Genomic DNA, 26,668 nt, shown 5'->3' with positions numbered 1-26,668 from the left:
AGGCAACGACATTACGGTTTTTTTTCCGGGTTGTACGGGTTGATGTGAACCATGACATTGCGGACGCGCGGCAGCGTCAGCAGTTTTTCTTTCACTTTCTTTCCGATCCGGTGCCCCTCTTCGACCGTCAATCGCGGATCGACGGCGATTTTCAAATCGACGATGACGTAATGGCCGTGCTCGCGCGCATGCAGCTCATTGATTTGCCGCACATCGGGAATGGACAAGACCGCCTCGCGCAAATAGCCGGCCTCCTCCTCGTGAAGCACATGGTCGATCGCCGTATGGACCGACTGTCGGCCAAGGTCCCATGCCATTTTCAGAACAAGCAGCGAGACGAACAATCCGGCGAGCGGGTCGGCATATACAAGCCAGTCAATCTCCCATTTTCCACCGACAATGGCGGCGCCGACGCCGATGAGCGCAGCAAACGACGAAAACACATCCGATCGGTGCTCATAGGCGTTGATGATCAGCGCATCGCTGTTTAGCTTTTTCCCGAGCCGGTATTTATAGCGAAACATCGCTTCTTTGACAGCAATCGACAACAACAAGACGTAAATGGCGGCCGCCCCGGGCGGCGACAGTGGGGCGAAAAATGACAGAAACGCCGAGCGCCCGATCTCGATCCCAACGAGAAATAGAAGAACCGCCACAATAATGGCGGCGATGGATTCCGCTTTCCCATGCCCGTACGGATGATCCTCATCCGGCGGGCGCGCAGCGGCCCGCAGTCCGACCCAAACGGCGAACGAGCCGGCAACATCGGACGCTGAATGGACGGCATCAGCGATCAACGCTTGGCTTTGGCTCCACACGCCGACCGCCGCCTTGACGACGGCGAGCGCCATGTTGCCGGCGATGCCGACGACCGCTGCTGTTTTCGCCTGCCTGAACCGCTGTTCGTGTTCCATGGCCATCTCCCCCACCTTTGCATTCAGCAGCCTCACGCGCTGCCTATGTTGCATCTGACGGTTAGTGTATCCATTTTCCGCCCCGAGCATTGCACCGAACAAAAAAGGCGCCGGAAAAGCACATTCACTTTTCCGGCGCGCTGTTACACCTGCGGTTCGGCCTCGGCCGCCGCTTTTTTGGCTCCTTTCCCTTTTTTGAGCTCCTGTCCTTTCCAAACGACCCAAAGCTGAGAAGCGATGCAAAGCGACGAATAGACGCCGCACACAAGTCCAACGAGCAAGGCGAGGTTGAAATTGCGGATCGCTTCGCTGCCAAAGATGAGCAACGCGATGACCGTAAACAAGACGGTCAATACGGTATTGACCGAGCGCGTAAAGGTTTGCTGCAACGCCCGGTTGACGATATGCTTCAAGTCGTCGACCGTTTTCACTTTCCGCTTTTTCATCAAATCCCGGATGCGGTCAAACGTGACGATCGTATCGTTGATCGAGTACCCGATGATCGTCAGCACCGCGGCGATGAATGTCAAATCGACTTCAAGACGCGTCAAGCTGAACACGGTAATAATAAAAAACGCATCGTGCAATAAGGCGACAATGGCTGCGAGCGCCATTCGCCACTCAAAGCGAATCGTCACGTAAAGAATGATGCCGATGGATGAAATAAGCACAGCAATGAGCGCGTTGCGAGCCAGCTGCTTGCCGACGACCGGAGAGACGGTGCTGATGTTTGGTTCGTTGCCATACGCTTGCTTCAATTCATTTTTCAGCTTGGCAATTTCTTGCTTATCGAGCACGCCAATCAAGCGGACGACGCCTGTTTTCCCATCCGTGCCGGACAGGACGACATCTTCCGGCTTGTAGCCGAGCCGCTCGAAATAGCCGCTCAACTCTTTTGCATCGATCGGCTGGCTGCTCGTCACCTCAACGCGCGTTCCGCTCGTGAAGTCAATGCCAAGATTCAGCCCCAGGGCAAACAACGAGATGACGCCGGCGATCGTCAATGCGCCAGAGAAAATGAAAAACTTTTTGCTATGTTTGACAAAATCCCAGCGGTCAAACTTCGTCGGCACTTCCGTTTCCTCGGTCGTTTCGGCAATGTTTAAGATTTCCGACTTTTTGACGCCAAACCACTCCGGCTTTTTATCGAGCCAGCGGCTTGACACAAGCAGTCCGAGCAACAGCCGCGTGCCGTAAACGGCGGTGAGAAAGCTGACGACGATGCTGATGATGAGCGTCGTCGCAAACCCTTTCACCGAGCTTGTCCCGTAAATAAAAAGAACAGCGCCGGCGATGATCGTCGTAAGGTTGGCGTCAAAAATCGTCGCAAACGACCCGCGGTTGCCAGCACGGAACGCCGACAGCATCGACTTGCCGAGCTTCAGCTCCTCTTTGATCCGTTCGTACGTAATAATGTTGGCATCGACCGCCATCCCAACCCCCAAAATCAGGGCGGCAATGCCCGGCAGCGTCATAACGACGTTCATCCAATCAAACAAAAGCAAAATCAAATAAATGTATACCGACAGCGTAATGACGGCGATGATCCCGGGAAGCCGGTAAAACCAAATCATGAACAAGAAGATCGCCGCCACACCGATGATGCCGGCCAACACCGTTTTTTGCAGGGCGTTTTTCCCAAACTGAGCGCCGACGGACGTGGAGTAAATTTCATGCAGCTCGACCGGCAGCGCGCCGGCATTGAGCAAATCGGCCAGCTGTTGCGCTTCTTTGACCGTAAAATTGCCGACGATCGACACATCCGTCTGATTGAACACTTGGTTGACTGAAGCGGCGGAAATAAATTTCGGATCAGCTTTGCCCGCTTCTTTCCGGTAGGAGTCCACCCCTTCTTTAAAATCGAGCCAAATGACTAAAATGTTGTTTGGCGGCCCCATTTTATATACTTTTTCCGTCACCTGGCGGAACTTGTCGGCGTCTTTCAATTTCAGAGCGACGCTCGGCCGGCCGTTTTCATCAAACGACAGCTTCGCTCCGCCTTGGACGAGGTCGCTTCCGTCCATAAGCACGTTGTCATTGACATCGCGGAACGTCAATTTCGCCTGCGTGGACAAAATTTCGCGCGCCTCATTTTGGTCTTTCACCCCGGCGAGCTGGACGCGGATGCGGTTTCCTCCCTCGATGTCAACGCGCGGCTCGCTGACGCCAAGGACGTTGATCCGTTTATTCAGCGCGCTGACGGTGCTTTGCAGCGTCTCTTGATCAATCTTATCGCCTTTTTTGGCCGGCTTCACTTCATACAGCACTTCAAAACCGCCTTGCAAGTCAAGGCCCAGTTTGATGTTATGTACAATTCCTTGAATCGTCGGCCCCATCACTCCGGCGAACAAAAGCAGGAGCAGAAAAAAGGCGACGATGCGGCTTCGTTTTACCATTCTCCTTAAGATCCTCCTTCAACTTGCCTCGGCGCCGTCCGCCGCAGCGCCAAGCAAAACATTGGCCTCGCCTTCCATTATGAAACAGCAGCCGGCAAGTGTCAATTTTCCACTATAACAATTCCTTTAAAACCCGCTCCAACTCATCATCGCCGGCCGCCTGCTGCTTATACGAACGCATCGTCAAAAACATCATATACTCGCTCGGCGAAAGAGAGAAAATGTCGCTGACCAACTCATGCAGTTTTTTTTCCGCCGGCCGATGCTTCCACTTGCGGGAACATAAACATTCCCACAGCCCGTCCATCGTCACTTGCGTATAGCCGAGAAGACGAAACTCATCGCACTTCGACTCGAGCGCCGGCATGAGCTGTTCGCGCAGCTTCCGGTTTTCATCCATCCCCCATACCCCCTTGTATCCATTGCCGCCTGCCAATCTTGTCATGCTTGGCCATGGGCCTTGCATATATTGTATAAAAGACGGAGGCATTTGAGAAGGCAGGGGGAGAAAATGTCTAAATTTTTACAAGGTACGGTCATTTTAATCGCCGCTGGCTTTATTACGAAAATTCTCGGCTTCATCAACCGAATTGTCGTCGCCCGCATGATCGGCGATGAAGGAGTCGGGCTGTACATGATGGCCGTGCCGACGCTCGTTTTAGCGATTACCGCGACGCAGATCGGGCTGCCGGTCGCCATTTCCAAACTCGTCGCCGAAGCAGAGGCGGCCGGCGACCGGCAGCGGGTGAAACAAATTCTCGTCGTGTCGCTGGCCACCACCGGCACGCTAAGCATCGTGCTTCTGCCGGCGTTGATCGCTGCTGCGCCATGGCTCTCCCGGACGATGTTCACCGACCCGCGCACGTACTATCCGCTTCTTGCCATCGCTCCAATTGTGCCGATCGTCGCCATCTCTTCGGTGCTGCGCGGCTACTTTCAAGGACGCCAGCAAATGAAACCGTACGCCTACTCGCTCTTGATGGAACAAATCGTCCGCATCAGCTTGATCGCTTTATGCACACAGCCGCTTTTGCCGTACGGCGTCGAGTATGCCGCCGCCGGCGCCATGGCGTCTTCCGTTCTCGGCGAGCTGGCAGCATTATTGTATTTGCTGTTTTTATTTAAGGTTAAAAAATCGATTCGCCTGCGGACAAAGTTTTTTCACTACGTCCAAGCCGGCAAAGAGACGTTCGTCCGCCTCATGCGCATTGCCTTGCCGACGACCGGCGGCCGTTTGATCGGCTCGCTTTCTTGGTTTTTTGAGCCAATCGTCGTCGCCAACAGCTTGGCATTGGCCGGCATCGCCGCCTCCACTGCCACAAGGCAATACGGACAGCTTGTCGGCTACGCGCTGCCGTTGTTGACGTTGCCGTCGTTTATTACGTACGCGCTTTCGACCGCCCTGGTGCCGGCCATCAGCGAAGCCATGGCGCAACGCAAGCTGCTTTTGGTCGAATACCGGATCGCCCAGGCGATGCGCTTGTCGCTTGTCACCGGCGGCCTTTCCACCGTCGTTCTTTACTTGTTCGCCGAGCCGCTCATGCGCTGGATGTACGGCACAAGTGAAGCCGCGATCTTTATTCAAGTGATGGCGCCGTTTTTCTTATTGTATTATTTCCAAGGCCCGCTGCAGGCGGTCTTGCAAGGACTGGACTTGGCGAACGCCGCCATGACGAACAGCTTGATCGGAGCAGTGGTGAAGCTCGTGTGCATCTTCGTCCTTGCTTCCCGTCCAAGTTTGGGCATTATGGGCGCGGCGCTGGCGACTGCAGTCAGCACCGTTCTTGTGACGTTGCTTCACTTTGCCACGGTCGTCAAGGTGGTGTCTTTTTCCATCGATGCGCGCGAGTACATCAAAGCGCTTGGCGCCATCATCGCTGCGGGCGCAATCGGCTATGCGCTCTCCCGCCATCCGCTTTTGGCGGTGCCCGCACCGCTTTGGACGCTGCTTGCCATGGCCGCGACAGCCGCCCTATATGCCGCCTGCCTCGTTCTGTTCCGGCTCATCCGGCGCGAAGAGCTCGTCTACCTTCCGGGGCTGCACTGGCTGGCCGGCAAAAACAAGCGAAAATAAACGTCTAAACCTGTCCGGCGGTGAATATATTGTGGTAAAAAGCGTTTGGGCCAAGGAGGGATCGCGGTGTCACGGCTTGGCAGCGCACTGGTGTATGGAATCGCCACAGTTTTTGTGTTGGCGGCGCTCGTCAGCTTCATTTTTTCGTTGTTGCTCAAATGGACGGACATTCACGAATCGTCGCTCACCTGGATCGTGTTTGCCGCCTCGGTTGTCTCGCTGTTTATCGGCGGCGTTGTCGCCGGCGGAAAAAGCCAAGAAAAAGGATGGCTCGCCGGCGGGCTGACCGGCCTCTTATTTACGGCGATCATCTTTTTGTTTCAATTTCTTGGCATGGAAAAATCGTTTACCGTCGAACAATGGCTGTACCACCTTGCCTTTTTCGCCGCTGCTTCCTTAGGCGGCATCGTCGGGGTCAATTTGTCATCGTCGCGCTATGAACGGACGTAAAAACGACAAACCAGCGCAAAAGCAAAAGGTGTCCTCAAAGCAAACGGGACACCTTTTGTGATGGAGAGCGCGATGGTAAGAAACGAGATTGCGTCTCGCTCGCGCTTTTCACACCGCCGTTCAAATCGGCGCTCAAGCTTAGACGCCGATGGCCGCGCTTTCGCTACGCCTTGCTTTCCGCCACCACTTCTCTCACCGCGGAGCGGTCGAACGTCAGTCGCGTGCCGTCGCCGGCGCGAACGATGATTTTGTCCTCATCGACCGAGTCGATGATGCCGTGCAATCCACCGATCGTGATGATTTTATCGCCTTTTTTCAAATTCGCCTGCATTTGCTGGATGGCGCGTTGCCGTTTTTGTTGCGGGCGAATGAACAAAAAGTAGAAAATCACAAAAAACAGCACAATCGACAACAAATTGGCGATCGCTGCGTTCATGCAATCCCCCTCCTTTCCGGTCGTCAAAAGTTTTTTGCATTCGGCTTGTTGAAGCCGTAGCGTTCGAAAAATTCCTCACGGAAATCGGCGAGTCGATCTTCGCGGATCGCTTGTCTCACCTGCTCCATCAATTTTATCAAAAAATAGACGTTATGGTAAGACGTGAGGCGGATGCCAAATGTTTCATCACATTTGATGAGATGGCGGATGTACGCGCGCGTATAGTTCCGGCACGTGTAGCAGTCGCAGTTCGGATCGAGCGGCGAGAAGTCGCGGGCGTACTGGGCATTTTTGATCACCACCCGTCCTTCGCTCGTCATCACCGTCCCGTTGCGGCCGATGCGCGTCGGCAATACGCAGTCGAACATGTCGATGCCGCGGATCGCCCCGTCGATGAGCGAATCCGGCGAACCGACGCCCATTAAATAGCGGGGCTTGTCCGCCGGCAGAAGCGGCGTCGTAAACTCAAGCACCCGATTCATGACCTCCTTCGGCTCGCCGACCGACAATCCGCCGACCGCATAGCCGGGAAAATCGAGCGACACTAAATCGCGGGCGCTCTGCCGGCGCAACTCCTCATACTCGCCGCCTTGGACGATGCCAAACAGCCCTTGCTCATTCGGGCGGCGGTGCGCCTTCAAGCAGCGCTCCGCCCAACGGCTCGTCCGCTCGATGGACTGTTTCATGTATTCATACGTCGCCGGATACGGCGGGCACTCATCAAACGCCATGATGATGTCGGCGCCAAGCGCATTTTGAATTTCGACTGCTTTTTCCGGCGATAAAAACAGCTTATCGCCGTTTAAATGGTTGCGGAAATAGACGCCTTCTTCCTCGATGCGGCGGAATTCGCTGAGGCTGAACACTTGGAAGCCGCCGGAATCCGTCAAAATGCCGCGATCCCAATTCATAAACGCATGCAACCCGCCCGCTTCCGCGACAATGTCATGCCCCGGGCGCAGCCAAAGATGATAGGTGTTGCTTAAAATGACGCCGGCCCCCATTGTCTTCAGCTCTTCCGGCGACAGCGTCTTGACCGTGGCGAGCGTCCCAACCGGCATAAACATCGGCGTTTCAAACGAGCCGTGCGGCGTATGGAGGATGCCAAGGCGCGCGCCCGTCTGCCGGCACGTTTTGATCAGTTCAAAGCGAATCGGTGTCGTCAACGTGCTCGTCTCCTTTCTCAAATGATGAGCATCGCATCACCGAAGCTGAAAAAGCGGTATCGCTCTTTGACCGCTACTTGATACGCGTGCAAAATATTTTCGCGCCCGGCGAGCGCACTCACGAGCATGATGAGCGTCGATTTCGGCAGGTGGAAGTTCGTCACCAGCCCATCAATCCCTTTGAACTCATAGCCGGGATAGATGAAAATGTCGGTCCAGCCGCTTTCGGCGACAAATCGGCCGTTATGTTTGCCGGCGATCGTCTCGAGCGTCCGTGTCGACGTCGTGCCGACGGCGATGATGCGGCCGCCCTGCTCCCGGACGCGGTTTAACGTCTCGGCCGTTTCCTCGCTCATTTGATAAAATTCGGCGTGCATATCGTGCTTCTCGACGTCGTCCACTTGCACCGGCCGAAACGTGCCAAGCCCGACATGAAGGGTGATGAAGACGATATGCACCCCTTTTTCGCGAATGGCGTCAAGCAGCTCTTCGGTGAAATGCAAACCGGCGGTTGGCGCCGCTGCCGAACCAATTTCACGGGCGTACACCGTCTGATACCGTTCCGGGTCGTCAAGCTTTTCTTTAATGTACGGGGGCAGCGGCATCTCCCCAAGTTCGGCCAATACTTCATAAAACAGGCCGTCATACGAAAACTCAAGCACTCGCCCGCCGTGTTCCAGCGTATCGAGGCAGACGGCTTCAAGCTTCCCCCCGCCAAAGGTGAGTTTCGTTCCTGGCTTGACTCGTTTTCCCGGCTTGACGAGCGTCTCCCAACGGTCGCCGTCCAATTGCTTTAACAGCAGCACTTCGACTGTTCCGCCCGTTTCCTCTTTTTCGCCGTAAAGCCGCGCCGGCATGACGCGCGTATCGTTTAAAACGAGGCAGTCGCCCGGATTCAAGTACGAAATAATGTTGCGAAACGTTTCATGGCGAATGGCGCCCGTTCGTTTATCGAGCACCATGAGCCTTGATGCCGCCCGGTCTGGAAGCGGCGTTTGCGCAATCAACTCTTCCGGCAAATGAAAATCAAACAAATCGACTTTCATCCTATTTCGCGCAGGAGACTCCCACTTCAACGACCAAAGGGAGTAAGTGGGAGAGGAATGCGCGTTCCCCCCTTTCTTTTGTGTATGATATAATAAAGGCGTGGAGAAAACCGTTCAATAAAGGCACTCCAATNNCAAGCCCCCACTTCAAGCGTTAGCTAAGTGGGGGTAGTTGACGCAGTTCTCCTTCCTTCAGCGAAATCGTCCGAGCACGTAAAAAATCAACGATAACACAACGCTCAGCAAGATGGATGTCACAACGGGAAAATAAAACGTCATATTCCCTTTGCGGATGACGATATCCCCCGGCAAGCGGCCGAGTTTGACAAACTGCATGACAAACCCGACCATGATGAGCACAACGCCGATCGTCATGATCAACTTTGGCAAGCTGTTCACCGCTTCGGAACCTCCATTTCGAAATGGGTGTACGCAGCCGGCGTGACGACGCGCCCGCGCGGCGTACGCTGCAAGAGACCGATCTGCATCAAGTACGGCTCATACACTTCTTCAATCGTTTGTGCTTCTTCGCCGATGACGGCCGCCAGCGTTTCGAGCCCGACCGGGCCGCCGGCGAATTTTTCAATCATCGCTGAAAGCAGCTTATGGTCGATTTGGTCGAGCCCGAGCCGGTCGACTTGCAGCCGCTCGAGCGCCTCGACAGCAAGCGGCAGCGTAATTCCCCCCTCTCCGCGCACTTGCGCAAAATCGCGGACGCGCCGCAGCAAACGGTTGGCGATGCGCGGCGTGCCGCGCGCCCGACGGGCAAGCTCAAGCGCCGCTTCGCGCTCGATGCCGATTTGCAAGATGGCCGCCGCCCGCTCAATGATTTGGGCGAGTTGGTCGACGTGATAGTATTCGAGCCGGCTGATGACACCAAACCGGTCGCGAAGCGGCGCCGACAGCGCCCCGGCTCTCGTCGTCGCCCCGACGAGCGTAAATGGCGGCAAGTCGAGGCGAAGCGTGCGCGCATCCGGCCCTTTGCCAATCGCGATATCTAAGCAATAATCTTCCATCGCCGGATAGAGCACCTCTTCCACCGCCCGCGGCAGCCGGTGGATCTCATCAATAAAGAGCACATCCCCCGGCTCAAGCGAAGTGAGAAGCGCCGCCAAATCTCCCGGCCGCTCGAGCGCCGGTCCAGATGTCGCTCGCAGCTTGACGCCCATTTCATTGGCGATGATCACGGCGAGCGTCGTTTTCCCAAGCCCCGGCGGTCCGTACAGCAGCACATGGTCGAGCGTCTCTTCGCGGAGCTTGGCCGCTTCAATGAACACTTTTAAGTTTTCTTTGATCTTATCTTGCCCGATATATTCATGCAAATATTGCGGGCGCAAACTCGGTTCAAGCGCAGTTTCTTCCCCTAAGACCTCCCCGGATACAAGCCGTTCCTTCACCGTCATTCCTCCCTTTGGCCGCTGTTTATCCCAAAAGCAGCGCCAGCGCCCGCTTCACATACTGTTCCGTCGACATCGCTTCTTCGCGGAGCGCCGGAATGATTTTCTCGATCTCCCGTTCAGCGTAGCCGAGCGCCTTGAGCGCCGCCACCGCCTCGGCGAGCGCACCGGAAAGCGGTGCGGCCGAACGTGCAGCCGCCGGCGCCGCAAGCGCCCCGAGCTTCCCTTTTAAATCCAAAATCATTTGCCGAGCCGTCTTTTTGCCTACGCCTGGAAACTTGCATAAAAACGCCTCGTTTTCTTCCTCGATGGCCCGCGCCAGTTCATCAGGACGCCCGGCCGCCAAAATGGCGAGGCCGCCTTTCGGACCGATGCCGGACACTTGAAGCAGCTTTGTGAACAAGTTGCGCTCTTCGCGCGTGGAAAACCCGTATAAAGCGTGCACATCTTCGCGCACATATTCGTATGTATACACCGTCACCACCGCCTCGCGGCTCTCGCGAAAGGCAAACGGATTCGGCGTAAAAATTTCGTAGCCGATGCCGTTATGGTCGATGACGATATATTCCGGGCAGACGTAATCGACATACCCACGGATAAACTCGATCAATGGATGCTCCTCTCCTTTTTTCGTCCTTTCATTGTATCATATGATTTCATTATAGCAAAAAGAAATCCCGTGATGCGCATCGCACCACGGGCTTGTCGCCGCTTTACTGGACAACCGCAAAATGGCGGTACATTTCAATCACTTGTTCGTATTGTTCTTTCGAGAGGACGCGAATTCCTTGCTTCAGCTTTTCTTGCTGACGGCTTTCGAGCTTTTGCACGTCGATTTGGAAAAACGACTGGATGATTTCGCTCGACCGGCCCGGTTTGCCGTTGAAGATAGACAACGTGCCATCGTCCGTAATTCCGAAGTAGCCGTTTGTTTTTAACAACGGCGAAATGTCGTTGATGGTTTTGCGAAACACGATCGTCTGATCATCGAGCGTCACGAGTTGCCAACCGCGATATTTTTTCCATATTTCTGTCATCGAATCGACGGTTTCGGTGACTTTCTCTTCGCTCATCTCTCCGTCCAAGTATTGCCGCTCGAGCACAATCGTCATCTTAACCGGTGCGGCGGAGGCCGAATGAACCGGCAACACGATGGCGGCGATCCACAGTATGAGGGAAAGAATTCGCATCGTTTGTTCCTCTCTTCTCGGATGATGGTTCCTTTACGCCACTAGTTTCACCAGCGGACGCCATTTTATTCCTTGATCCATCAGCTTTTTTGCCAAGCAAGCTGCCGCCGATCCAAAAAGTGGGGCGGGGATTCGAGCCAACGGCGCTCGATCATCATATTCCATTATGTTCCACGACCTTCGAACGTATGTACAAAAAAATCCGCCGGCTTCGCCGACGGACGCCGCTACTCCTCAAGCACCGATTCGTCCAAATTATGGTACACTTCTTGGACGTCATCATCATCTTCAAGCGTATCGATCAACTTCAGCATTTTTTTCAAATCGTCGCCCTCAAGCGTCGTATACGTTTGCGGAATCATCGTAATTTCCGCGCTGGCAAACGTGAATCCTTGCTGTTCCAGCTCGTCTTTCACCGTTTCAAACGATTCGGGCGCTGTATAAATTTCGAACGATTCGTCCGTTGTTTCCATCTCCTCGGCGCCCGCTTCAATGGCCAACAGCAGCAATTCATCCTCATCAACGTTGTGCTGTTCGCGGTCAATCACGAGCAGCCCTTTGCGCTCGAACAAATAGGAGACGCAGCCCGTTTCCCCTAAATTGCCGCCGTTTTTCGCAAACGCCGCACGCACGTTGGCGGCGGTGCGGTTTTTATTATCCGTCAGGCAAACGACCATGACGGCAACGCCGCCTGGTCCATATCCTTCGTAGCGAATTTCCTCATAGTTGGTATGTTCTTGGGTTCCAGTTGCTTTTTTAATCGCCCGTTCAATGTTTTCGCTCGGCATGTTGGCCGCTTTCGCCTTCTCAATGACAAGGCGCAGGCTCGGATTGGACGCTGGATCGCCTCCGCCGCTTTTGGCGGCCACATAAATTTCCTTCGCCAGTTTCATGAACAGTTTGCCGCGTTTGGCATCTTGAGCATTTTTCCGCCGTTGGATATTTTTCCACTTCGAATGTCCAGCCATCGACAGTTCTCCTCTCATCGCAACGGAATGTTCCGACTATTACTATAGCAAAAAACGCGGAAATTGTCAGCCAAGCTCCAGCGAAGGAGCAGCCATGAAAAAAGGCGCCCCGCTTTTTTGGGACGCCTTTTTCGTTTGTCACCGAGTGTTTTCCGGCCGTTCTTGAATCGTGCCATCGATAAAAATGGTGCGCAAATCACGGCGGATTTCTTCCATATTGATTGGAGTCCCGCGTCGAAGCGCGTTGTCAATCGTGCGAATGCGGTGGTACATGCTCGGATTCGAGGTGACGCGCACCCGCTTGCCGTCCGCGTACGGAGCGACCGCTTGCTCGACACGCTTCTCAAGCCGCTTGGGATGGCGGGCGTCTGTGGCAATCGCGATGAGCGCCTGATCGCCATACACAACCGCGCGGGCATCGTCGACTCCGTTCACCGCTGCGGCGCGGCGGGAGAGCTTCTCAGCCAAACCGCCGGCATAGCTTCGGTAGTACGACGGGTGCGGATCGACGTTTAGCGAGTGCAAATGCCCATGGTAGTTGTAATCACTGTCACCGAAATCGACGTCGGGCGGAAGAGCCGGAACGTCCGTGTCAAACCGGGTCGCTGCTGGTCCTCCGAGGCGGCCGCCGTCCGTCAAATAATCGGTGACCGGACCGCGGCGCGCCCATATATAACGGTTGTCATAATTGAGCGCATTCGTCCCGTATCGGCCATAGCGGAAATCGTCGCCTCGCTCCGTCGAGTAAAAACCGATCGGTCTCGCCGCATCATGATAACGCTGCGCCCCTTCCTCATTCGCCCGGTAGTTGGTGCATGAGGCGAGCAATCCGGCGACCGACAACGCGCCGATCCATCTGACCGCGTATCTCAATGGAAAACCCCCCTTGGTTTCCTTCGCCCAAGGCTGGCATGAAGCCAGCCTTACGTTTAGCTTGCGGCAAACGCGGGGGGTTTATCGCTGTCAGTTCAACCCAACGAGGTGACAGCTAAAACTTCGGCGGCGCAATCGCCAACTGCCGTTTATGATGCGAACGTTCATGAAGCCGTTCAATAATGTTTCGATCGCGTTCTGGAATCTCTTCCCCTTTTAAATATTTATCGATCATTTCATACGTCGTGCCCATTTCGCTTTCATCCGTCTGCCCTTCCCACAGTCCGGCGCTTGGAGCTTTCTTGATAATTTCTTCCGGGACGCCGAGCAGACGGCCCATTTCGCGCACTTCGCCTTTTGTAAAGTGAATGAGCGGCACTACATCGACTCCACCGTCACCGTATTTCGTAAAGTAGCCCGTATGCCATTCGGCGGCGTTGTCCGTACCGACGACGAGATAGCCGTAATTGTTGGCGACCGCATACAACGTCGTCATGCGCAAACGCGCCCTTGTATTCGCATCGCCGAGGCGCGCGCGCTCTTCGCTCCATTCCCCGATGGCTTTCAGCTCGGCCTCGACCGCGCCAAACAACGTCCGGTGCGCCTCGGTCAAATCGATGACCAAATGCCGGATGCCGCAGCTTTTCACCACTTTCAGCGCATCTTCCATATCTTTCGGATTGCTTTTGCAAGGCATGATCAGCCCCAGCGAATCGTCCGGAAAGGCACGCTTAATCAAATGGGCGACAACCGCCGAGTCGATGCCGCCGCTAATGCCGACGACCGCCCCGTTTAAACCGGCTGATGAGACTTGGTCACGCAACCATTGCACGAGTTTGTCAATTTTTTCTTGCATCCGCCCTCGACTCCTTTTCCAAAGATTCCATTCTTCATTGTAGCATAGCATAAAGGCGGCGGACAAACCGTTCTCTCCGCTTGCGGTCAAACACAAGGGGGCGGCGGCGCGCGGCGGCTGACCGCCATTCGCGAAACACATCAGCCGGAAATAAGAGCGCATGCAAAAACCAGCGTTTTTCCAACCAACGGCGAAGCGGAGCGAAACGGGCGAGTGTTGAATATGACCAACCGATATACGGCAAGAGGCGATTGGCGTATTGGCAATAGTCAAGCCCGGGCGAGGCAAGAGCGGCCGCGTCATAGTCGATGAGGTACATCTGGCCGGTTGTGGTGCGCAAAAAATTATGGGAGGCGACATCACCATGAATGATGGCAGCAGAATCCGCCGTCAACTCTGGAGCATGCTCGCGACACGTTGATAGACAGTAATCCGCCCAGCGCAGCGTAAATAAAATGTCTTCTTTGTCCATGATCGTTTCAACAACAGGCAAATGTCGGCAAAACTCCTCATAGCGGCGCCGCCATTTGTCATACAGCTGCGCACGCGGCAGCCCCATCGCCTCCTGCTTGCTGCTGGCGATGTTTGCCGTTATGGTATGGTAACGTTCGAGCAAATGAAGTCCGTCAGCGGCGTCAGCCCAAGCGGCAAACGAGATTGGACGCGCTCCGGCTACATATTCCGTCAGCAGCCAATAGCATCCGCCGGCTTCAACCACTCCTCCGCGCCCGATCGGCATAGGGGCCGGCGCGGCGGAAAAACCGGTCTTCCTTAATGCGGCAAGAAGCCAGGCGTGCCGCGCGGCCGCAACAGGAAAGCGATACGCTTTGGCGACAAACATTCCTTGCCGGGCGGCAATGGCTAAGACATGCGGTTTCAATGCCACAACTTGTTGAATAACAAGCCGATATTGGCGGTCAAGAAGAAAAAAGAGACGGCCGGCGGCGTCTCTTTTCACTTGGTTATTGTTCCTCGCCATGCCCGCTCTCCTCATCCGGCGGTTCGCTAAACAAACGGGGGCCGGCAACCGGCGGGGCGGATGATGGCGGGTAGGATGGCGGCGAGTATCCCGCTGGACTTGTCGGATAAACGACGCCTGGCCACGGAAGCGGCGGCGCTGACTGCGGCGCATATCCGTATGGAGCCGGCAGGGCGTACCCTCCATAATAGTACGGGGGCGGCGCATAGGCCGGTGCATACCCAAAAGGCGGATAGCCGACAGGCGAGGGGTGCGCCGCAGGCGGCGCATAAACTGGCGTTGCAGCGCCGGGCGGCGGGAGAACGCCCCCTGCGGACGGGACAAACGGGGCGGCAGCCCCAGGCCCAGAAAACGGCGGCTCTAATGATTCACTGCTGCTTTCGTGAATGCCGGGAAACGGCGCCGAACCGTTTTCCGGACTTTCACCGCTTTTCCCAACGGCCGACGGCGCAGACGATGGCGGATAGGACGTCGGCATGATCGGCAGCGGCGGCGCGTAAAAACCGCTCCCCGGCCAAACTGGCGGCACTGGCGTACATCCTTGGTCAGTGCCAAATATTGGGATCGTCGGCGGGGCGACAGGAACGTATGGAATGTTCGGCAGCGGCGGCGCGTCTTCGCTCTCAGCCGCCGGTTCCCCTTTCCATTCAGCTGGGCTTTCATTGTCCTCCTCTTTCATCATGTTGGGCAAAATATTGCTCGGCTTCGGCGGAATCGGCGGCACGTTGGCCAGCGATTGAGCGAACGAAAGTTGAGGAGGCGGGGCCACCGGCGGAATCGTATGCACAAGCGGCGGCACAGAGGCGCCTTTCGCTTTTGCCCCTTCTTTTGCCTCCGCTTTCGGCGTTTTTGGTGCTTCTTGTGCCGTTGCTTTTGGCGCTTTTTTCTCGACAGCCTTTGGCGTTTCGTTCATCGCCGCTTTCGGCGCCTCACCCGCCGGTGCCTTTGGCGCTTCATTGATGGGCGCATTCGGCGTTTCGTTCACCAGTACGTTCGGCGCTTCATTCACCACTGCTTTTGGTGCCGCTTTTGGCGCTTCCTTCTCGACGGCCTTTGGCGCTTCATTGATGGGCACATTTGGCGTTTCATTCACTGATACATTTGGCATTTCGTTCACCGGCACGTTTGGCGCTTCATTCACTGGCACATTCTCCGCCTTCTTCTCCGGCGCTTTCGGTGTTTCCTTTACGACTGCTTTGGGCGTTTTCTTTACCACTGCTTTCGGCGCCTCACCCGCCGGTTCGTTTACCGCTGCCTCGCCTTCCGGAGCAGGGGCGACAGCAGTGTCAAGCTCGGTATCAATGTGGAATGAGACGAACGGTTTCGCCTCCGCGTACGGGTGCTCTTTTACGTGCATTTTTTTGGGTGACACAGGCGCCTTCGTCTCTTTTTTGACCGGCACCCCTGCTGTCGGCACTTTGATTTTCATTCCAGGCATAATCATATTCGGGTCGCTCAAATGCCCATTTATTTTTTTCAATTGTTCAAAATCCACTCCATATTTTTGGGCGATTTTCCAAAGGGTGTCGCCCTTTTGGACAATATGGATTTTCACTCCATTCCCCTCCTAAACCGAGACTGTTTACGCTCGATCGAACCGATGCTTGTTTCCCGTTATCGTCTTTCAACACAATGTATGACGATGATCGTTGATTTATGATAAAAAAATCCCTGACCGAACGAGGATCCCTCCTCGTCAAGCCAGGGAAAAAGCTAGGCAAGCGAAAGCATGCGGTCGAGCGCCTCTTTTGCCTCTGCGGCGATGTCTTTCGGAACGGTGATGCGATTGACGATCGCTCCTTGCTCAAGCGATTCGAGCGCCCAGACGAAATGCGGCAAATCAATTCGATTCATCGTTAAACACGGGCACATATATGGATTGAGAGAAACAATTTCTTTGTCTGGATGTTCATGCTTCAGCCGGTTCACCAAATTCATTTCCGTTCCAATCGCCCACTGGGTGCCGGGTGGAGCATTGCGGATCGTTTCAATAATGTATTTTGTCGAACCGGCGTAGTCTGCTTGCTGGACGACCTCCCAGCTGCATTCCGGATGGACGATGACATGGATTCCCGGCTTCATCCGTCGAATATGCTCGATTTGTCGCACGGTGAAGTTTTCATGCACGGAGCAATGTCCTTTCCAAAGAATGACTTTCACCTTGTCGAGATCGTCCGCCCCTTGGAGCGTCTCCTCATGCGGATCCCACACCGCCATCTCGTCAAGACGGATGCCGAGCGCATAGGCCGTATTTCTCCCTAAATGCTGATCCGGCAAAAAGAAAATCCGTTCATTCCGTGAAAACGCCCAAGCCATCATCTTTTTCGCGTTCGACGAGGTGACGGTCGCTCCGCCATGGCGGCCGACAAACGCTTTAATCGCCGCGGTTGAATTGACGTACACAAGCGGCACGATCGTCTCGCCAAACCGCTCAATAAGCGCCGCCCATGCCCGCTCGACTTGAAAAATATCGGCCATATCGGCCATTGAACAGCCGGCGCGCAAGTCCGGCAAAATGACCGTTTGGTCGTCGCTCGTTAAAATATCGGCGGTTTCCGCCATAAAATGGACGCCGCAAAACACAATATATTCGGCTTCGCTGTTCTTTGCCGCGAGCTGGGCAAGCTGAAGCGAATCGCCGGTCGCATCGGCGAACTGAATGACCTCATCCTTTTGGTAGTGATGACCCGGGATGAAAAGGCGCCGGCCGAACCGTTCTTTCACCGCGCGGGCGCGTGCTTCGAGCTCGCTTCGTTCCATCGTTTTATACCGTTTGGGCATCTCATCCAGCCGTTTCAACTGTTCAAGGACGTTCACGGTTCTCCCCTCCATTATCGCAAATTGAAACTCATATCGAGCGCCGGGGCGGAATGGGTTAAACATCCGAGCGAAATGTAGTCGACTCCGGTCGCGCCGTACGCCGCCACATTGGCGAGCGTAATTCCCCCCGACGCTTCCGTGATGATCGGCTTTGGCACAAGCCGGACGAACGCCCGCACCTCATCCGGCGTCCGGTTGTCAAACATAATGACATCCACCCCGGCCTCGACCGCCTCGAGCACTTCGTCTTCCGTTTCGGTCTCTACTTCGATTTTCACCATATGCCCAAGCCGCTCCCGCACCGTTTTGACGGCGAGGGCGATCGATCCGCAAAAGGCGATATGGTTGTCTTTAATCATGACACCGTCGTACAAGCCAAAGCGGTGATTGTAGCCGCCGCCGCATGTGACGGCATATTTTTCAAGCATGCGCAGCCCCGGCGTCGTTTTCCGCGTGTCGCAAATGCGTGTGGAGCTATTGCCAAGCAAGTCAACGGCCTGTCGCGTCACGGTGGCAATGCCGCTTAACCGCTGCAGCAAGTTTAAAATGACGCGCTCACCGGACAACAGCGGCCCGACCGGTCCGGATGCGACGGCGATCGTTTCGCCGGCTTGGACCCGTTCGCCGTCCTGTTTCATGATGGTTACTTCGACGCGCGGATCCAGCAGCTGATAGCCCGCCGCAATAATGCCGACGCCGGCCACCACCCCGTCCGCTTTGGCCATAAACATGCCTGATGCCCGTTCATGAGCCGGAAAAATCGTCTCGCTCGTCACATCGCCGTCGCCAATATCTTCAAGAAAAAACTGTCGCAACAGTTGTTCGAGCTTCAACCGGTTCATCTTTCATCCCTCCGTTTTCTTTGCCGCTTTACCTCCCAGCCCCAAGGCGGGCCCACTCTTCTTTCGTCCGCACGAGGCGCCGCCCCCGCCACTCCGGGCGTTCACGCGGAAAATCGCTCCGGTAATGGCCGCCGCGGCTTTCCGTGCGCCCAAGCGCTGATGAAGCGACAAGCCAGCCCACTAGCAACATATATCCTGTTTCAATCTCCTCTGCCGACAATCGTTCAAGGTCGCCATCCAGCCAATCCGGCAACGAAAACTGTTCCAACCAGTCGACCGCTTCGCGAAGCCGATCGCCGTTGCGGACGATGCCGACAAACGTTGACAGCTGTTCGCGGAGCAACGCCCGCTCTGGCAGCCGTGGTACAATCAAACGACGCGGGCTGGATGAATCCGCTCGGTGCACCGTTTCCGGCCACGCCGCTTGACGGCGGATGGCGCAGGCCGCACGGAATCCAAAGACGATCGCTTCAAGCAACGAGTTGCTCGCGAGCCGGTTGGCGCCGTGCACACCGGTGCACGCCGCTTCCCCGACGGCGTACAAGCCCGGAACCGTCGTCTGCCCCCACTCGTTGACGACAACGCCGCCCATTAAAAAATGGGCGCCCGGCGCGACAGGAAGGCGGCCGGCTTCAAGGTCGACGCCATAGGCCTCACATAGCGCGGCGATCGTCGGAAAGCGGCGGCGGAAGTGGGACACGCGGGAAATATTCAAATAGACGCGGCCGCCGCGATCGAGTTCCGCCGCGATCGCTCGGGCGACGATGTCGCGCGGAGCGAGATCGCGAAGCGGATGGACGCCGTCCATCAGCGGTCTTCCATCTTCCGCCTCAAGCACCGCCCCTTCGCCGCGCACCGCTTCCGAGACGAGCCCGACCGCTTTTCCGCCGGCAACGAGCATCGTCGGATGAAATTGGATAAACTCCATATCCGCCACCGCCGCACCGGCGCGGTACGCCATGGCAATGCCGTCGCCAGTCGCCGTCGGCGCATTGGAAGTGAACGTATACAATCCGGCGCATCCACCGGTCGCCAACACGACGGCCGACGCCGGCCAAATGGACACCGAACCGTCTTCCCGCTTCGTTTTCACCCCAACGCAACGCCCCTCTTCCACAAGCAAATCAATCACCTGCTCGCCTTCTTCCATCCATACGCGTCCCTCGAGCCGCTCAAGCAAAAACGAAACGAGTGCTTTGCCCGTTTGATCGCCGCCGGCGTGCAAAATCCGGCGGTGGCTATGCCCGCCTTCAAGGCCGAAACAAAACCGGCCGCGTTCGTCCCGATCAAACGCCATGCCGGCGTTGATCCATTCTTGCAGCCGCCTCGGCCCTTCGCGGACGAGCCGTTCGACCATTCGTTCATCGTTATGAAAGCAGCCGGCGACCATCGTATCGCGGAAATGAGCGCGCCAATCGTCGCTCTCTGCCAGCGCCGCGGCCACCCCTCCTTGCGCCCGCCATGAATTGCTGTCGGTGCAACGTTTTTTCGTGAATATCATCACATGGTCGAGCTCAGATAAATGATACGCGACCGTTAACACCGCCAGCCCGCTTCCGACGATAATCACGCCACCTTCCTTCACTCTCGGACGCCCCTTTCTTTTCACCTGTCTTGACATCTATATTTACACATATTTAAACTAATGGCAAGAGGTTTGGCGAAAAAAATGATGCAAAGGCGGGGGAATATGATTTATTTGGATTACGCGGCAACGACGCCAATGTGCCAAGAGGCGATCGCCGCTTACGCTGAAGCGGCGTCCGTTTACTTTGGCAACGAAAGCAGCTTGCATGACATCGGAACGAAAGCGAAACAACTGCTTGTCTTATGCCGGCGCGAACTCGCCGCCATGATTAACGGAGAAGCGGAAGGGATCTATTTCACAAGCGGCGGAACGGAAGCGAACGTGCTCGCGATCCGTTCGCTAGCTGCCGCCTACCGGCATAAGGGAAACCACCTGATCACGACCGAAATCGAGCATGCCTCGCTCCATCACCTGTTCAAACAGCTGGAAACAGAAGGATATACGGTCACGTATTTGCCCGTTGACCGATTCGGGCGCATTCGGCTGGCCGATTTGGAACGCGCCATCACGCCGCAGACCGTTCTCGTTTCCATTCAGCATGCCAACTCAGAGATCGGCACGATTCAGCCGCTTGCCGACATCGGCCGCCTCCTGCGGGCGCACGGCGTCCTTTTTCATAGCGACTGCGTGCAAACTTTTGCTAAAATACAGCTAGATGTTCAAGAGATAGGACTAGACAGCCTATCCGTTTCCGCCCATAAAGTGTACGGTCCCAAAGGGGTCGGCGCTGTGTACATCAACCCGCGCCGGCATTGGAAGCCGGTATTCCCGGGAGCGACGCACGAATCAGGCTTTCGGCCGGGAACGGTCAACGTACCGGGTATTGCCGCCTTCATTACGGCCGCGCAGCAGCTCCATCGACGAATGGCGGACGAACAGTCGCGTTTGGAACGACTGCGGAATCGGTTGCTTCACGCCATCGCCGCCAAACAGCTGCCGGTGGCGGTGGAAGGCCATCCCGATTTCCGTCTTGCCCATATTATCGGTTTGTCCGTCGCTGGGTACGAAGGGCAGCTTGTGATGCTTGAATGCAACCGCGCCGGCATCGCCATTTCCACCGGCAGCGCCTGCCAAGTCGGGCTGCAAGCGCCGTCGCGGACGATGCTCGCCGTCGGGAAAACGCCTGAAGAAGCGAAGCAATTCATCCGCGTCTCATTGGGCGCGGCCACGACCGAAGCGGAGATCGACCAGTTCGTTTCCACATTGGAGCGACTTACATCGGCATGAAAGGAGGAATGGCAGGTGAAAGAGGAAAAGAAAATTTTAGGGGAAAGGCGGCGCCAGCTCATTTTGCAATGGTTGAAAGAAAGCGAAGCGCCGCTCACGGGGGCTGAGCTGGCAGCGAAAACGAACGTCAGCCGCCAAGTGATCGTCCAAGACATTTCACTGTTAAAGGCGCGCAACGAACCAATCATCGCCACAAGCCAAGGCTATTTGTATTTAAAGCCGGCTGAACCGGCCAAAACGTACACGAGGACGGTCGCCTGCTTCCATACGCCAGAACAGACGAAAGAAGAGTTGTATTTGCTCGTGGATTGCGGCGTGACAGTCAAGGACGTCAAAATCGAGCATCCGGTTTACGGCGATTTAACCGCCTCGATCATGGTGAGCAACCGCCTGGAAGTCGACCAATTCATCGCCAAAATCGAGGCGACAAAATCGTCGTATTTGTTGCAGCTGACGGACGGAACCCATTTGCATACGCTGGAAGCCGATTCACCAGTGAAGCTTGACGCCGCCTGCCGCGCCTTGAAACAAGCCGGCTTTCTCATCGAAGCGTAAACTGGACCTGGCCGAACATCGGTTCATTCCCTGCGGAATACTGCGCGGCGGGCCGTCTAAAAAGGAACAGGCGGACGGCAGCAGACCGCCCGCGTGTTTTTGTCTGTGTCAAGCAAAATAATATGGATAGCTGCCCAACAGCTGCACAGTGCAGCCGAGCGCCTCAATTTCCGCGATCGCCCCCGGGATGAGGACGTCATCCATCGGCGCGTCGATGTCAATAATAAAGAAATAATTTCCAAGGCCCGTTTTCGCTGGGCGCGATTCGATTTTCGTCAAGTTGAGCCGCCGCCAGGCAAACGCTGATAACACTTGATGGAGTGCGCCCGGACGGTCTTGCGGCAGCATGACGACCACGGTCGTCTTGTCGCCGGCATAAAGAGGCGAAGCAGGCGAAAGCGGCTCTTTGCGCCGGCTGACGACAATAAAGCGCGTATGGTTGTAATCGTAATCGTGGACGTTTTCCTGCACGATCACTAGCCCGTATTTTTCCGCCGCCAGCCGGTTGGCGATCGCCGCCGCCGGCAAGTGCGGATGCTCGCTCACAAATTTCGCGGCGGCGCTCGTTGACGTCATCGGCACTTGCTTCGCCCCTTTCAGCACCGTATGCAAAAACTTCCGGCATTGGGCAATGGCGTGCGAGTGGGAATACACTTCTTTCACTTCGCGCCAATGAGGGGTGAAATATGGGTGCACCATCAAATGTTGCTCGATCGGCACAACGATTTCGCCGATGATCGGCAACGGCTGTTCGTGAATTAAATAGTCGAGTGTCAAATTGACCGATCCTTCCAAGGCGTTCTCGAGCGGCACCACGGCCGCTTCAATCTCTCCGGCCGCCGCGGCGTCAATGCAATCGGGAATCGTGTCATATGGCTCCCGCGGCTGCGACGGAAAAAGAAGAGCAGCCGCCGCTTCGGTGAACGTCGCCTTCGGTCCTAAATAACCGATTTTCATCTCGTTTGCCTCTCCCTTGCTTTAATACACTCCCGAACCGACAATTTCCACTTTTTCGACAAATTCGAGCTGTTTGAGCTTAGCGAGGAGTTCATCGATCTCCTCGTTCATATCGTTTGTGCTGACCGACAGCGTCACGTTCGCCCTCCCTTGAAGCGGAATCGTTTGATGGATGGTCAGCACGTTGCAGCCGGCCGCCGCCACAACGCCAAGCAGCTGTGACAACGTTCCGGAGCGGTCTTCTAAATGGAAAAAGAGCGTGACGATGTTTTCTTTCGTCACCGCTTGGAACGGAAAAATGGCATCGCGGTATTTGTAAAACACACCGCGGCTGATGTTGGCGAGCTGCGCCGCCTCGGCGACCGAGGCGGCTTTTTTCCGCTCAAGCAGCTGTTTCGCGAGCACGACTTTCTTCATCGCTTCCGGCAGGACGTCTTCGCGCACCAAATAAAATTTTTTCTCCACCGCACCTTCCCCCGCTCTATTCATCCCAGTCGTCGACAAACTCGAACTCGTAATCAAGCAACCGGATCGTGTCTCCGTCTTTCGCGCCGCGCTCGCGCAGCGCATCATCCACCCCCATCGCCTTCAGCTGGCGGGCGAAGCGGCGCACCGATTCTTCGCGCGAGAAATCCGTCATCTTAAACAACTTTTCAATTTTGTCGCCCGCCAAAATGAATGCTCCGTCGCTGGCGCGGGTGATCGTAAACGGCGGCTCCTCTTTTTCATATTTGTACACGACGCGCTGCACGGCCGGATCTTCCCGTTCATGAAGCGGGAATTCCGGCGTCGTTTCCAACAGGTCGGCGATGGCAAACAACAGCTCGCGCACTCCTTGTCTTGTCGCTGCAGAAATCGGAAAGACTGGCACCGCATCGCCGACTTTCTCTTTGAAGCGGCGCAAATTTTCTTCGGCGTTCGGCATGTCCATTTTATTGGCGGCAACAATTTGCGGCCGCTCGGTCAAGCGCAAATTGTACTGTTTCAGCTCTTCGTTGATGACGAGATAATCGTTGTACGGATCGCGCCCTTCGACCGCCGCCATGTCGATGACATGGACGATGACACGCGTCCGTTCAATATGGCGCAAAAACTGATGCCCGAGCCCGACCCCTTGATGGGCCCCTTCAATCAATCCCGGCAAGTCGGCCATCACAAAACTGCGCCCGTCTTCCGTTTCGACAACGCCCAAGTTCGGAACGAGCGTCGTAAAATGGTACTCGGCGATTTTCGGACGGGCTGCGGAGACGACCGACAGCAGCGTCGATTTGCCGACGCTTGGAAACCCGACCAGCCCGACGTCAGCGAGAAGCTTCAGCTCTAAAATGATGTTGCGCTCTTCGCCCGGTTCGCCGTTTTCCGCAATTTCCGGCGCTGGGTTGGACGCCGTCGCAAATCGGGTGTTGCCGCGCCCGCCGCGCCCGCCTTTGGCGACGACAAACCGCTGCCCCGCCTCGGTCAAATCGGCGAGCACTTCGTTCGTATCCGCATCGATGACAACGGTGCCTGGGGGCACTTTGACAATCAAGTCTTCCGCATTTTTGCCATGCTGGTTTTTCGACATGCCGTTTTCGCCGCGCGGCGCTTTAAAATGGCGCTGGTAGCGGAAATCCATCAACGTCCGCAGCCCTTCATCAACGACAAAGACGACATCGCCGCCTTTGCCGCCGTCTCCGCCGGCCGGCCCGCCTTTTGGGACGTATTTTTCCCGGCGGAACGCGACCATGCCGTTGCCGCCGTCCCCGCCTTTCACATAAATTTTCACCTGATCAACAAACATGGCTGTTCCTCCGATTCGCTTCCATCATGGTATCATGGCGAAATGAGTATGACTAATACTTATTATTGTATACAGAGTCGATTCCATGATGTCAATATGTACGCAAGCATCGGCCGTCTGCGGGCTGGCGGGCGGTTCAAGCCCAGCCGCCGCTTTTCGGTCCGATTGGATCGATCCGTTCGCACCTCTTAGGGCAAAATAAGCTTTGCCTTCCATTTTCCTTCGTCCAACCAATGGTCAAGATTCCGCCGCCAAAAGCTCAAGCTCCACCGTCAATTCGCCCTCGCCAACGGCAAACGACGCGAGCCGAAGCGGCGGTGATGGTTCGCAGCGCTTAAGCCAAGTGCGAATGGCTTCGCCATCTCGAAACGTGCCGCAATAATCCAAAAACAGCGCCGCCCGTCGGTCGGACAGCTCAATGGACAAACATAAATGGTTTTCTGTCCGCTCATCGGATTGCGCTTCAAGCAGGTGAAAAAATTGGCGGCACCATTCAGTCAGCTGCTCATCGCACCGCGACCAATCGGCTTCGCCGTCCGTGATTTCATACTCAAGAAAAAGCGGGCGCGGCTCCCAGTTATAAGTCATGACAAGCTCAGCGAACTGCTCGGCTTTCAAGTTCGTCAACCGTGTTTCCTGATGCATCTCGGCGATCATGTCTTCAATGATTTCCTGCACCCGTTCGATTTTATTGAGCGCCAAATGCCCTTTGATGAGCTGGATTTTGTTCAGCCAGTCATGGCGGGCATGGCGCATCACCTCAACGACAGTCCATCGCTTCTCCATCCAACGCTCCCCTATCCACTAAGCGTAGGCTCCCTGCCTCGCTTGGACTTCCGCCTCCATGGGGGAGGCATATGTACTTTTACTATAACATTTTTTGACATTGAACGGGAACGATTTTTCTACGCCAAAAAGAAAAAACTCTAACCGAACGGTTAGAGTTTTTTCACATCGATTACGCTTCTTGGCTGACCGGGTAGACGCTGACGCGTTTGCGGTCGCGGCCGAGCCGCTCGAAGCGGACGATGCCGTCGATTTTCGCATACAGCGTATCGTCGCCGCCGCGGCCGACGTTCAAGCCCGGATGGACTTTCGTTCCGCGTTGACGGTACAAAATCGAACCGCTGGTGACGAATTGACCGTCAGCCCGTTTTGCGCCAAGACGTTTCGCGATCGAGTCGCGGCCGTTTTTCGTCGAACCGACCCCTTTTTTCGAAGCAAAAAATTGCAGGTCAAGTCTCAGCATGGCAGTCACCTCCCGCTAGATGGATGTCACGCGGATAAATGTTCCGTAATCGCGTTCGATCGTCTTTAGCGAAACGACCATCGCTTCCAACAACAACTGCACTTTCTCTGCCGCCGCTTCTTCCAGCTCCGGAAGCTCGCAGCGGAGGTAGCCGCCGTCTTTGCCGAGCGAAACATGCGGGCTTACGCCAATAAGTGTCTCGATGGCGTTGATCGTGCCGAACGAGACCGCCGAAGCGCCGGCGCATACAATGTCCTGCCCGCGTTTCGCAAAATGGGCGTGCCCTTCCATCGTAAACGCGCGGATGCGGCCGTCCGCTTCCCGTTCAATCGTGACGCGGATCATCGTTACGCGTTGATTTTTTCGATGACGACTTTCGTGTACGGCTGACGGTGGCCTTGTTTGCGGCGATAGTTCTTTTTCGCTTTATATTTGAAGACGATAATTTTCTTTTGTCGGCCGTGTTTTTGCACTCTCGCCGTCACGGTTGCGCCTTCGACTGTCGGGTTGCCGATTTTCACCGTTTCCCCGCCGACGAACAGCACTTTGTCAAACGTGACCGTATCGCCTTCATTCGCATCCAATTTTTCGATGTAAATTTCTTGGCCTTCTTCGACTTTCAATTGTTTGCCGCCAGTTTCGATAATTGCGTACATGCATCGCACCTCCTTCATAGACTCAGACTCGCCAGCGCCAAGGCGGCCCAAGACGGAGCGCTTCATCGCCCGCGCTGAGCGGTTGTAGTGCGGGTGCGTCTTTTTGCGACAGCCGCCCTCTTTTGCCCTTGTTGGCAGGACAAAAAGTCTACAACGTCATCTATCGTAACATAGAAACGGCCGTCCGTCAACCGTCATCTTCGTCCCGAGTCAGTCAAGACTTTGTGGAGAACATTTTTTCGGTTCACT

General features: G+C 55.7%; 29 protein-coding genes and 1 other annotated feature. Of the genes, 4 read left to right on the top strand and 25 right to left on the bottom strand.

The annotated features are described in order from the left end of the window. Nucleotides 1–11: 11 nt before the first annotated feature. The 3 genes from ETR37_RS09300 to ETR37_RS09290 form a co-directional block, all read right to left on the bottom strand. On the bottom strand, nt 12–914 hold the full coding sequence (locus ETR37_RS09300; protein ID WP_164977995.1) for a cation diffusion facilitator family transporter: 903 nt from the start codon (nt 912–914) through the stop codon (nt 12–14). 143 nt (nt 915–1,057) lie between these two features. Then, entirely contained in the window at nt 1,058–3,310 is a 2,253-nt protein-coding gene (gene secDF, locus ETR37_RS09295; RefSeq protein ID WP_047758105.1) for a protein translocase subunit SecDF, read from the bottom strand. 112 nt (nt 3,311–3,422) lie between these two features. Beyond that, nucleotides 3,423–3,710 carry a post-transcriptional regulator gene (locus tag ETR37_RS09290; RefSeq protein WP_013524218.1) on the bottom strand — a complete coding sequence of 96 codons (288 nt, stop codon included), beginning with the start codon at nt 3,708–3,710 and terminating at the stop codon, nt 3,423–3,425. Between the two features lie 111 nt (nt 3,711–3,821). Between ETR37_RS09290 and spoVB the strand changes: the two genes are divergently transcribed. Together spoVB and ETR37_RS09280 are read left to right on the top strand one after the other, a co-directional pair. Continuing rightward, nucleotides 3,822–5,384, top strand: coding sequence for a stage V sporulation protein B (spoVB, locus tag ETR37_RS09285; protein ID WP_129447174.1), 1,563 nt, complete (start codon nt 3,822–3,824; stop codon nt 5,382–5,384). Between the two features lie 66 nt (nt 5,385–5,450). Continuing rightward, entirely contained in the window at nt 5,451–5,834 is a 384-nt protein-coding gene (locus tag ETR37_RS09280; RefSeq protein ID WP_033006360.1) for a TIGR04086 family membrane protein, read from the top strand. Between the two features lie 163 nt (nt 5,835–5,997). Here ETR37_RS09280 and yajC read toward each other — a convergent pair whose 3' ends face one another. From yajC to nadB, 15 genes are all read right to left on the bottom strand, one after another. Next, on the bottom strand, nt 5,998–6,270 hold the full coding sequence (gene yajC, locus ETR37_RS09275) for a preprotein translocase subunit YajC (RefSeq protein WP_119877909.1): 273 nt from the start codon (nt 6,268–6,270) through the stop codon (nt 5,998–6,000). A 23-nt stretch (nt 6,271–6,293) separates the two neighbouring features. Further along, nucleotides 6,294–7,436, bottom strand: coding sequence for a tRNA guanosine(34) transglycosylase Tgt (gene tgt, locus ETR37_RS09270; RefSeq protein ID WP_060787735.1), 1,143 nt, complete (start codon nt 7,434–7,436; stop codon nt 6,294–6,296). Nucleotides 7,437–7,453: 17 nt separating this feature from the next. Further along, nucleotides 7,454–8,482: a tRNA preQ1(34) S-adenosylmethionine ribosyltransferase-isomerase QueA gene (gene queA / locus ETR37_RS09265; protein ID WP_129447173.1), complete on the bottom strand. Its 1,029-nt coding sequence runs from the start codon at nt 8,480–8,482 to the stop codon at nt 7,454–7,456. Nucleotides 8,483–8,674: 192 nt separating this feature from the next. Beyond that, nucleotides 8,675–8,881 (bottom strand): DUF2905 domain-containing protein, encoded by a 207-nt coding sequence (locus tag ETR37_RS09260; protein WP_011232066.1) that lies wholly within the window; start codon nt 8,879–8,881, stop codon nt 8,675–8,677. Next, nucleotides 8,878–9,879 carry a Holliday junction branch migration DNA helicase RuvB gene (ruvB, locus tag ETR37_RS09255; RefSeq protein ID WP_033006369.1) on the bottom strand — a complete coding sequence of 334 codons (1,002 nt, stop codon included), beginning with the start codon at nt 9,877–9,879 and terminating at the stop codon, nt 8,878–8,880. The genes ETR37_RS09260 and ruvB overlap by 4 nt, the downstream gene beginning before the upstream one ends. Before the next feature lie 25 nt (nt 9,880–9,904). Next, a complete protein-coding gene (gene ruvA, locus ETR37_RS09250; RefSeq protein ID WP_020756204.1) occupies nt 9,905–10,489 on the bottom strand; it encodes a Holliday junction branch migration protein RuvA in 585 nt (194 codons plus the stop codon). Nucleotides 10,490–10,592: 103 nt separating this feature from the next. Continuing rightward, complete coding sequence (locus ETR37_RS09245) at nt 10,593–11,069, bottom strand: intercompartmental signaling factor BofC (RefSeq protein ID WP_129447172.1); 477 nt, start codon at nt 11,067–11,069, stop codon at nt 10,593–10,595. Nucleotides 11,070–11,296: 227 nt separating this feature from the next. Continuing rightward, entirely contained in the window at nt 11,297–12,037 is a 741-nt protein-coding gene (locus ETR37_RS09240; protein ID WP_011232070.1) for a YebC/PmpR family DNA-binding transcriptional regulator, read from the bottom strand. 138 nt (nt 12,038–12,175) lie between these two features. Continuing rightward, a complete protein-coding gene (locus tag ETR37_RS09235) occupies nt 12,176–12,910 on the bottom strand; it encodes a YhcN/YlaJ family sporulation lipoprotein (protein WP_011232071.1) in 735 nt (244 codons plus the stop codon). A 115-nt stretch (nt 12,911–13,025) separates the two neighbouring features. Then, a complete protein-coding gene (gene nadE, locus ETR37_RS09230) occupies nt 13,026–13,766 on the bottom strand; it encodes an NAD(+) synthase (RefSeq protein WP_025949349.1) in 741 nt (246 codons plus the stop codon). A gap of 34 nt (nt 13,767–13,800) precedes the next feature. Beyond that, nucleotides 13,801–14,745 (bottom strand): phosphotransferase, encoded by a 945-nt coding sequence (locus tag ETR37_RS09225; protein ID WP_011232073.1) that lies wholly within the window; start codon nt 14,743–14,745, stop codon nt 13,801–13,803. Further along, nucleotides 14,729–16,300, bottom strand: a complete 1,572-nt coding sequence (gene safA / locus ETR37_RS09220) for a SafA/ExsA family spore coat assembly protein (RefSeq protein ID WP_129447171.1) — start codon at nt 16,298–16,300, stop codon at nt 14,729–14,731. The genes ETR37_RS09225 and safA overlap by 17 nt, the downstream gene beginning before the upstream one ends. Before the next feature lie 158 nt (nt 16,301–16,458). Further along, on the bottom strand, nt 16,459–17,562 hold the full coding sequence (gene nadA, locus ETR37_RS09215) for a quinolinate synthase NadA (protein ID WP_011232075.1): 1,104 nt from the start codon (nt 17,560–17,562) through the stop codon (nt 16,459–16,461). Between the two features lie 14 nt (nt 17,563–17,576). Further along, complete coding sequence (gene nadC, locus ETR37_RS09210; RefSeq protein WP_129447170.1) at nt 17,577–18,407, bottom strand: carboxylating nicotinate-nucleotide diphosphorylase; 831 nt, start codon at nt 18,405–18,407, stop codon at nt 17,577–17,579. Nucleotides 18,408–18,435: 28 nt separating this feature from the next. Beyond that, nucleotides 18,436–20,028, bottom strand: coding sequence for an L-aspartate oxidase (gene nadB, locus ETR37_RS09205; protein ID WP_205728142.1), 1,593 nt, complete (start codon nt 20,026–20,028; stop codon nt 18,436–18,438). 69 nt (nt 20,029–20,097) lie between these two features. Here nadB and ETR37_RS09200 point away from each other — a divergent pair, with 69 nt between their 5' ends. Both ETR37_RS09200 and ETR37_RS09195 read left to right on the top strand, forming a co-directional pair. Then, the gene (locus ETR37_RS09200) at nt 20,098–21,222 is read left to right on the top strand and encodes an IscS subfamily cysteine desulfurase (RefSeq protein ID WP_129447168.1); all 1,125 of its coding nucleotides are present in this window, start codon (nt 20,098–20,100) and stop codon (nt 21,220–21,222) included. Nucleotides 21,223–21,237: 15 nt separating this feature from the next. Continuing rightward, the gene (locus tag ETR37_RS09195; RefSeq protein WP_013144620.1) at nt 21,238–21,777 is read left to right on the top strand and encodes a transcription repressor NadR; all 540 of its coding nucleotides are present in this window, start codon (nt 21,238–21,240) and stop codon (nt 21,775–21,777) included. A 108-nt stretch (nt 21,778–21,885) separates the two neighbouring features. Here ETR37_RS09195 and pheA read toward each other — a convergent pair whose 3' ends face one another. The 7 genes from pheA to rplU all read right to left on the bottom strand — a co-directional run bounded on the left by pheA (nt 21,886) and on the right by rplU (nt 26,419). Beyond that, nucleotides 21,886–22,734 (bottom strand): prephenate dehydratase, encoded by an 849-nt coding sequence (gene pheA, locus ETR37_RS09190; RefSeq protein ID WP_011232080.1) that lies wholly within the window; start codon nt 22,732–22,734, stop codon nt 21,886–21,888. A 21-nt stretch (nt 22,735–22,755) separates the two neighbouring features. After that, the gene (locus ETR37_RS09185) at nt 22,756–23,199 is read right to left on the bottom strand and encodes an ACT domain-containing protein (protein WP_011232081.1); all 444 of its coding nucleotides are present in this window, start codon (nt 23,197–23,199) and stop codon (nt 22,756–22,758) included. Nucleotides 23,200–23,215: 16 nt separating this feature from the next. Beyond that, nucleotides 23,216–24,514: a GTPase ObgE gene (gene obgE, locus ETR37_RS09180; protein ID WP_011232082.1), complete on the bottom strand. Its 1,299-nt coding sequence runs from the start codon at nt 24,512–24,514 to the stop codon at nt 23,216–23,218. A gap of 237 nt (nt 24,515–24,751) precedes the next feature. Next, nucleotides 24,752–25,300, bottom strand: a complete 549-nt coding sequence (locus tag ETR37_RS09175; protein WP_015375495.1) for a sporulation initiation phosphotransferase B — start codon at nt 25,298–25,300, stop codon at nt 24,752–24,754. Between the two features lie 172 nt (nt 25,301–25,472). After that, nucleotides 25,473–25,763: a 50S ribosomal protein L27 gene (gene rpmA / locus ETR37_RS09170; protein ID WP_011232084.1), complete on the bottom strand. Its 291-nt coding sequence runs from the start codon at nt 25,761–25,763 to the stop codon at nt 25,473–25,475. A gap of 15 nt (nt 25,764–25,778) precedes the next feature. Next, nucleotides 25,779–26,108 (bottom strand): ribosomal-processing cysteine protease Prp, encoded by a 330-nt coding sequence (locus tag ETR37_RS09165; RefSeq protein ID WP_011232085.1) that lies wholly within the window; start codon nt 26,106–26,108, stop codon nt 25,779–25,781. Between the two features lie 2 nt (nt 26,109–26,110). After that, nucleotides 26,111–26,419: a 50S ribosomal protein L21 gene (gene rplU, locus ETR37_RS09160; RefSeq protein WP_011232086.1), complete on the bottom strand. Its 309-nt coding sequence runs from the start codon at nt 26,417–26,419 to the stop codon at nt 26,111–26,113. 14 nt (nt 26,420–26,433) lie between these two features. Continuing rightward, nucleotides 26,434–26,513: a sequence feature (ribosomal protein L21 leader region), on the bottom strand. Nucleotides 26,514–26,668: the final 155 nt, after the last annotated feature.

Origin of the sequence: Geobacillus sp. PK12, from assembly GCF_004123125.1 — a bacterium.
Classification (GTDB): Bacteria; Bacillota; Bacilli; order Bacillales; family Anoxybacillaceae; genus Geobacillus; species Geobacillus zalihae.
This window is presented reverse-complemented; position numbering and strand designations above follow the sequence as displayed.

What these genes read in the sequence shown, in the direction of transcription:
- ETR37_RS09300 (WP_164977995.1), bottom strand. Translation starts at nt 914, where the DNA reads ATGGAACACGAACAGCGGTTCAGGCAGGCGAAAACAGCAGCGGTCGTC.
- secDF (WP_047758105.1), bottom strand. Translation starts at nt 3,310, where the DNA reads ATGGTAAAACGAAGCCGCATCGTCGCCTTTTTTCTGCTCCTGCTTTTG.
- ETR37_RS09290 (WP_013524218.1), bottom strand. Translation starts at nt 3,710, where the DNA reads ATGGATGAAAACCGGAAGCTGCGCGAACAGCTCATGCCGGCGCTCGAG.
- spoVB (WP_129447174.1), top strand. Translation starts at nt 3,822, where the DNA reads ATGTCTAAATTTTTACAAGGTACGGTCATTTTAATCGCCGCTGGCTTT.
- yajC (WP_119877909.1), bottom strand. Translation starts at nt 6,270, where the DNA reads ATGAACGCAGCGATCGCCAATTTGTTGTCGATTGTGCTGTTTTTTGTG.
- queA (WP_129447173.1), bottom strand. Translation starts at nt 8,482, where the DNA reads ATGAAAGTCGATTTGTTTGATTTTCATTTGCCGGAAGAGTTGATTGCG.
- ETR37_RS09245 (WP_129447172.1), bottom strand. Translation starts at nt 11,069, where the DNA reads ATGCGAATTCTTTCCCTCATACTGTGGATCGCCGCCATCGTGTTGCCG.
- ETR37_RS09240 (WP_011232070.1), bottom strand. Translation starts at nt 12,037, where the DNA reads ATGGCTGGACATTCGAAGTGGAAAAATATCCAACGGCGGAAAAATGCT.
- nadE (WP_025949349.1), bottom strand. Translation starts at nt 13,766, where the DNA reads ATGCAAGAAAAAATTGACAAACTCGTGCAATGGTTGCGTGACCAAGTC.
- ETR37_RS09225 (WP_011232073.1), bottom strand. Translation starts at nt 14,745, where the DNA reads ATGGCGAGGAACAATAACCAAGTGAAAAGAGACGCCGCCGGCCGTCTC.
- nadC (WP_129447170.1), bottom strand. Translation starts at nt 18,407, where the DNA reads ATGAACCGGTTGAAGCTCGAACAACTGTTGCGACAGTTTTTTCTTGAA.
- nadB (WP_205728142.1), bottom strand. Translation starts at nt 20,028, where the DNA reads ATGTCAAGACAGGTGAAAAGAAAGGGGCGTCCGAGAGTGAAGGAAGGT.
- ETR37_RS09200 (WP_129447168.1), top strand. Translation starts at nt 20,098, where the DNA reads ATGATTTATTTGGATTACGCGGCAACGACGCCAATGTGCCAAGAGGCG.
- pheA (WP_011232080.1), bottom strand. Translation starts at nt 22,734, where the DNA reads ATGAAAATCGGTTATTTAGGACCGAAGGCGACGTTCACCGAAGCGGCG.
- obgE (WP_011232082.1), bottom strand. Translation starts at nt 24,514, where the DNA reads ATGTTTGTTGATCAGGTGAAAATTTATGTGAAAGGCGGGGACGGCGGC.
- ETR37_RS09175 (WP_015375495.1), bottom strand. Translation starts at nt 25,300, where the DNA reads ATGGAGAAGCGATGGACTGTCGTTGAGGTGATGCGCCATGCCCGCCAT.
- rpmA (WP_011232084.1), bottom strand. Translation starts at nt 25,763, where the DNA reads ATGCTGAGACTTGACCTGCAATTTTTTGCTTCGAAAAAAGGGGTCGGT.
- ETR37_RS09165 (WP_011232085.1), bottom strand. Translation starts at nt 26,108, where the DNA reads ATGATCCGCGTCACGATTGAACGGGAAGCGGACGGCCGCATCCGCGCG.
- rplU (WP_011232086.1), bottom strand. Translation starts at nt 26,419, where the DNA reads ATGTACGCAATTATCGAAACTGGCGGCAAACAATTGAAAGTCGAAGAA.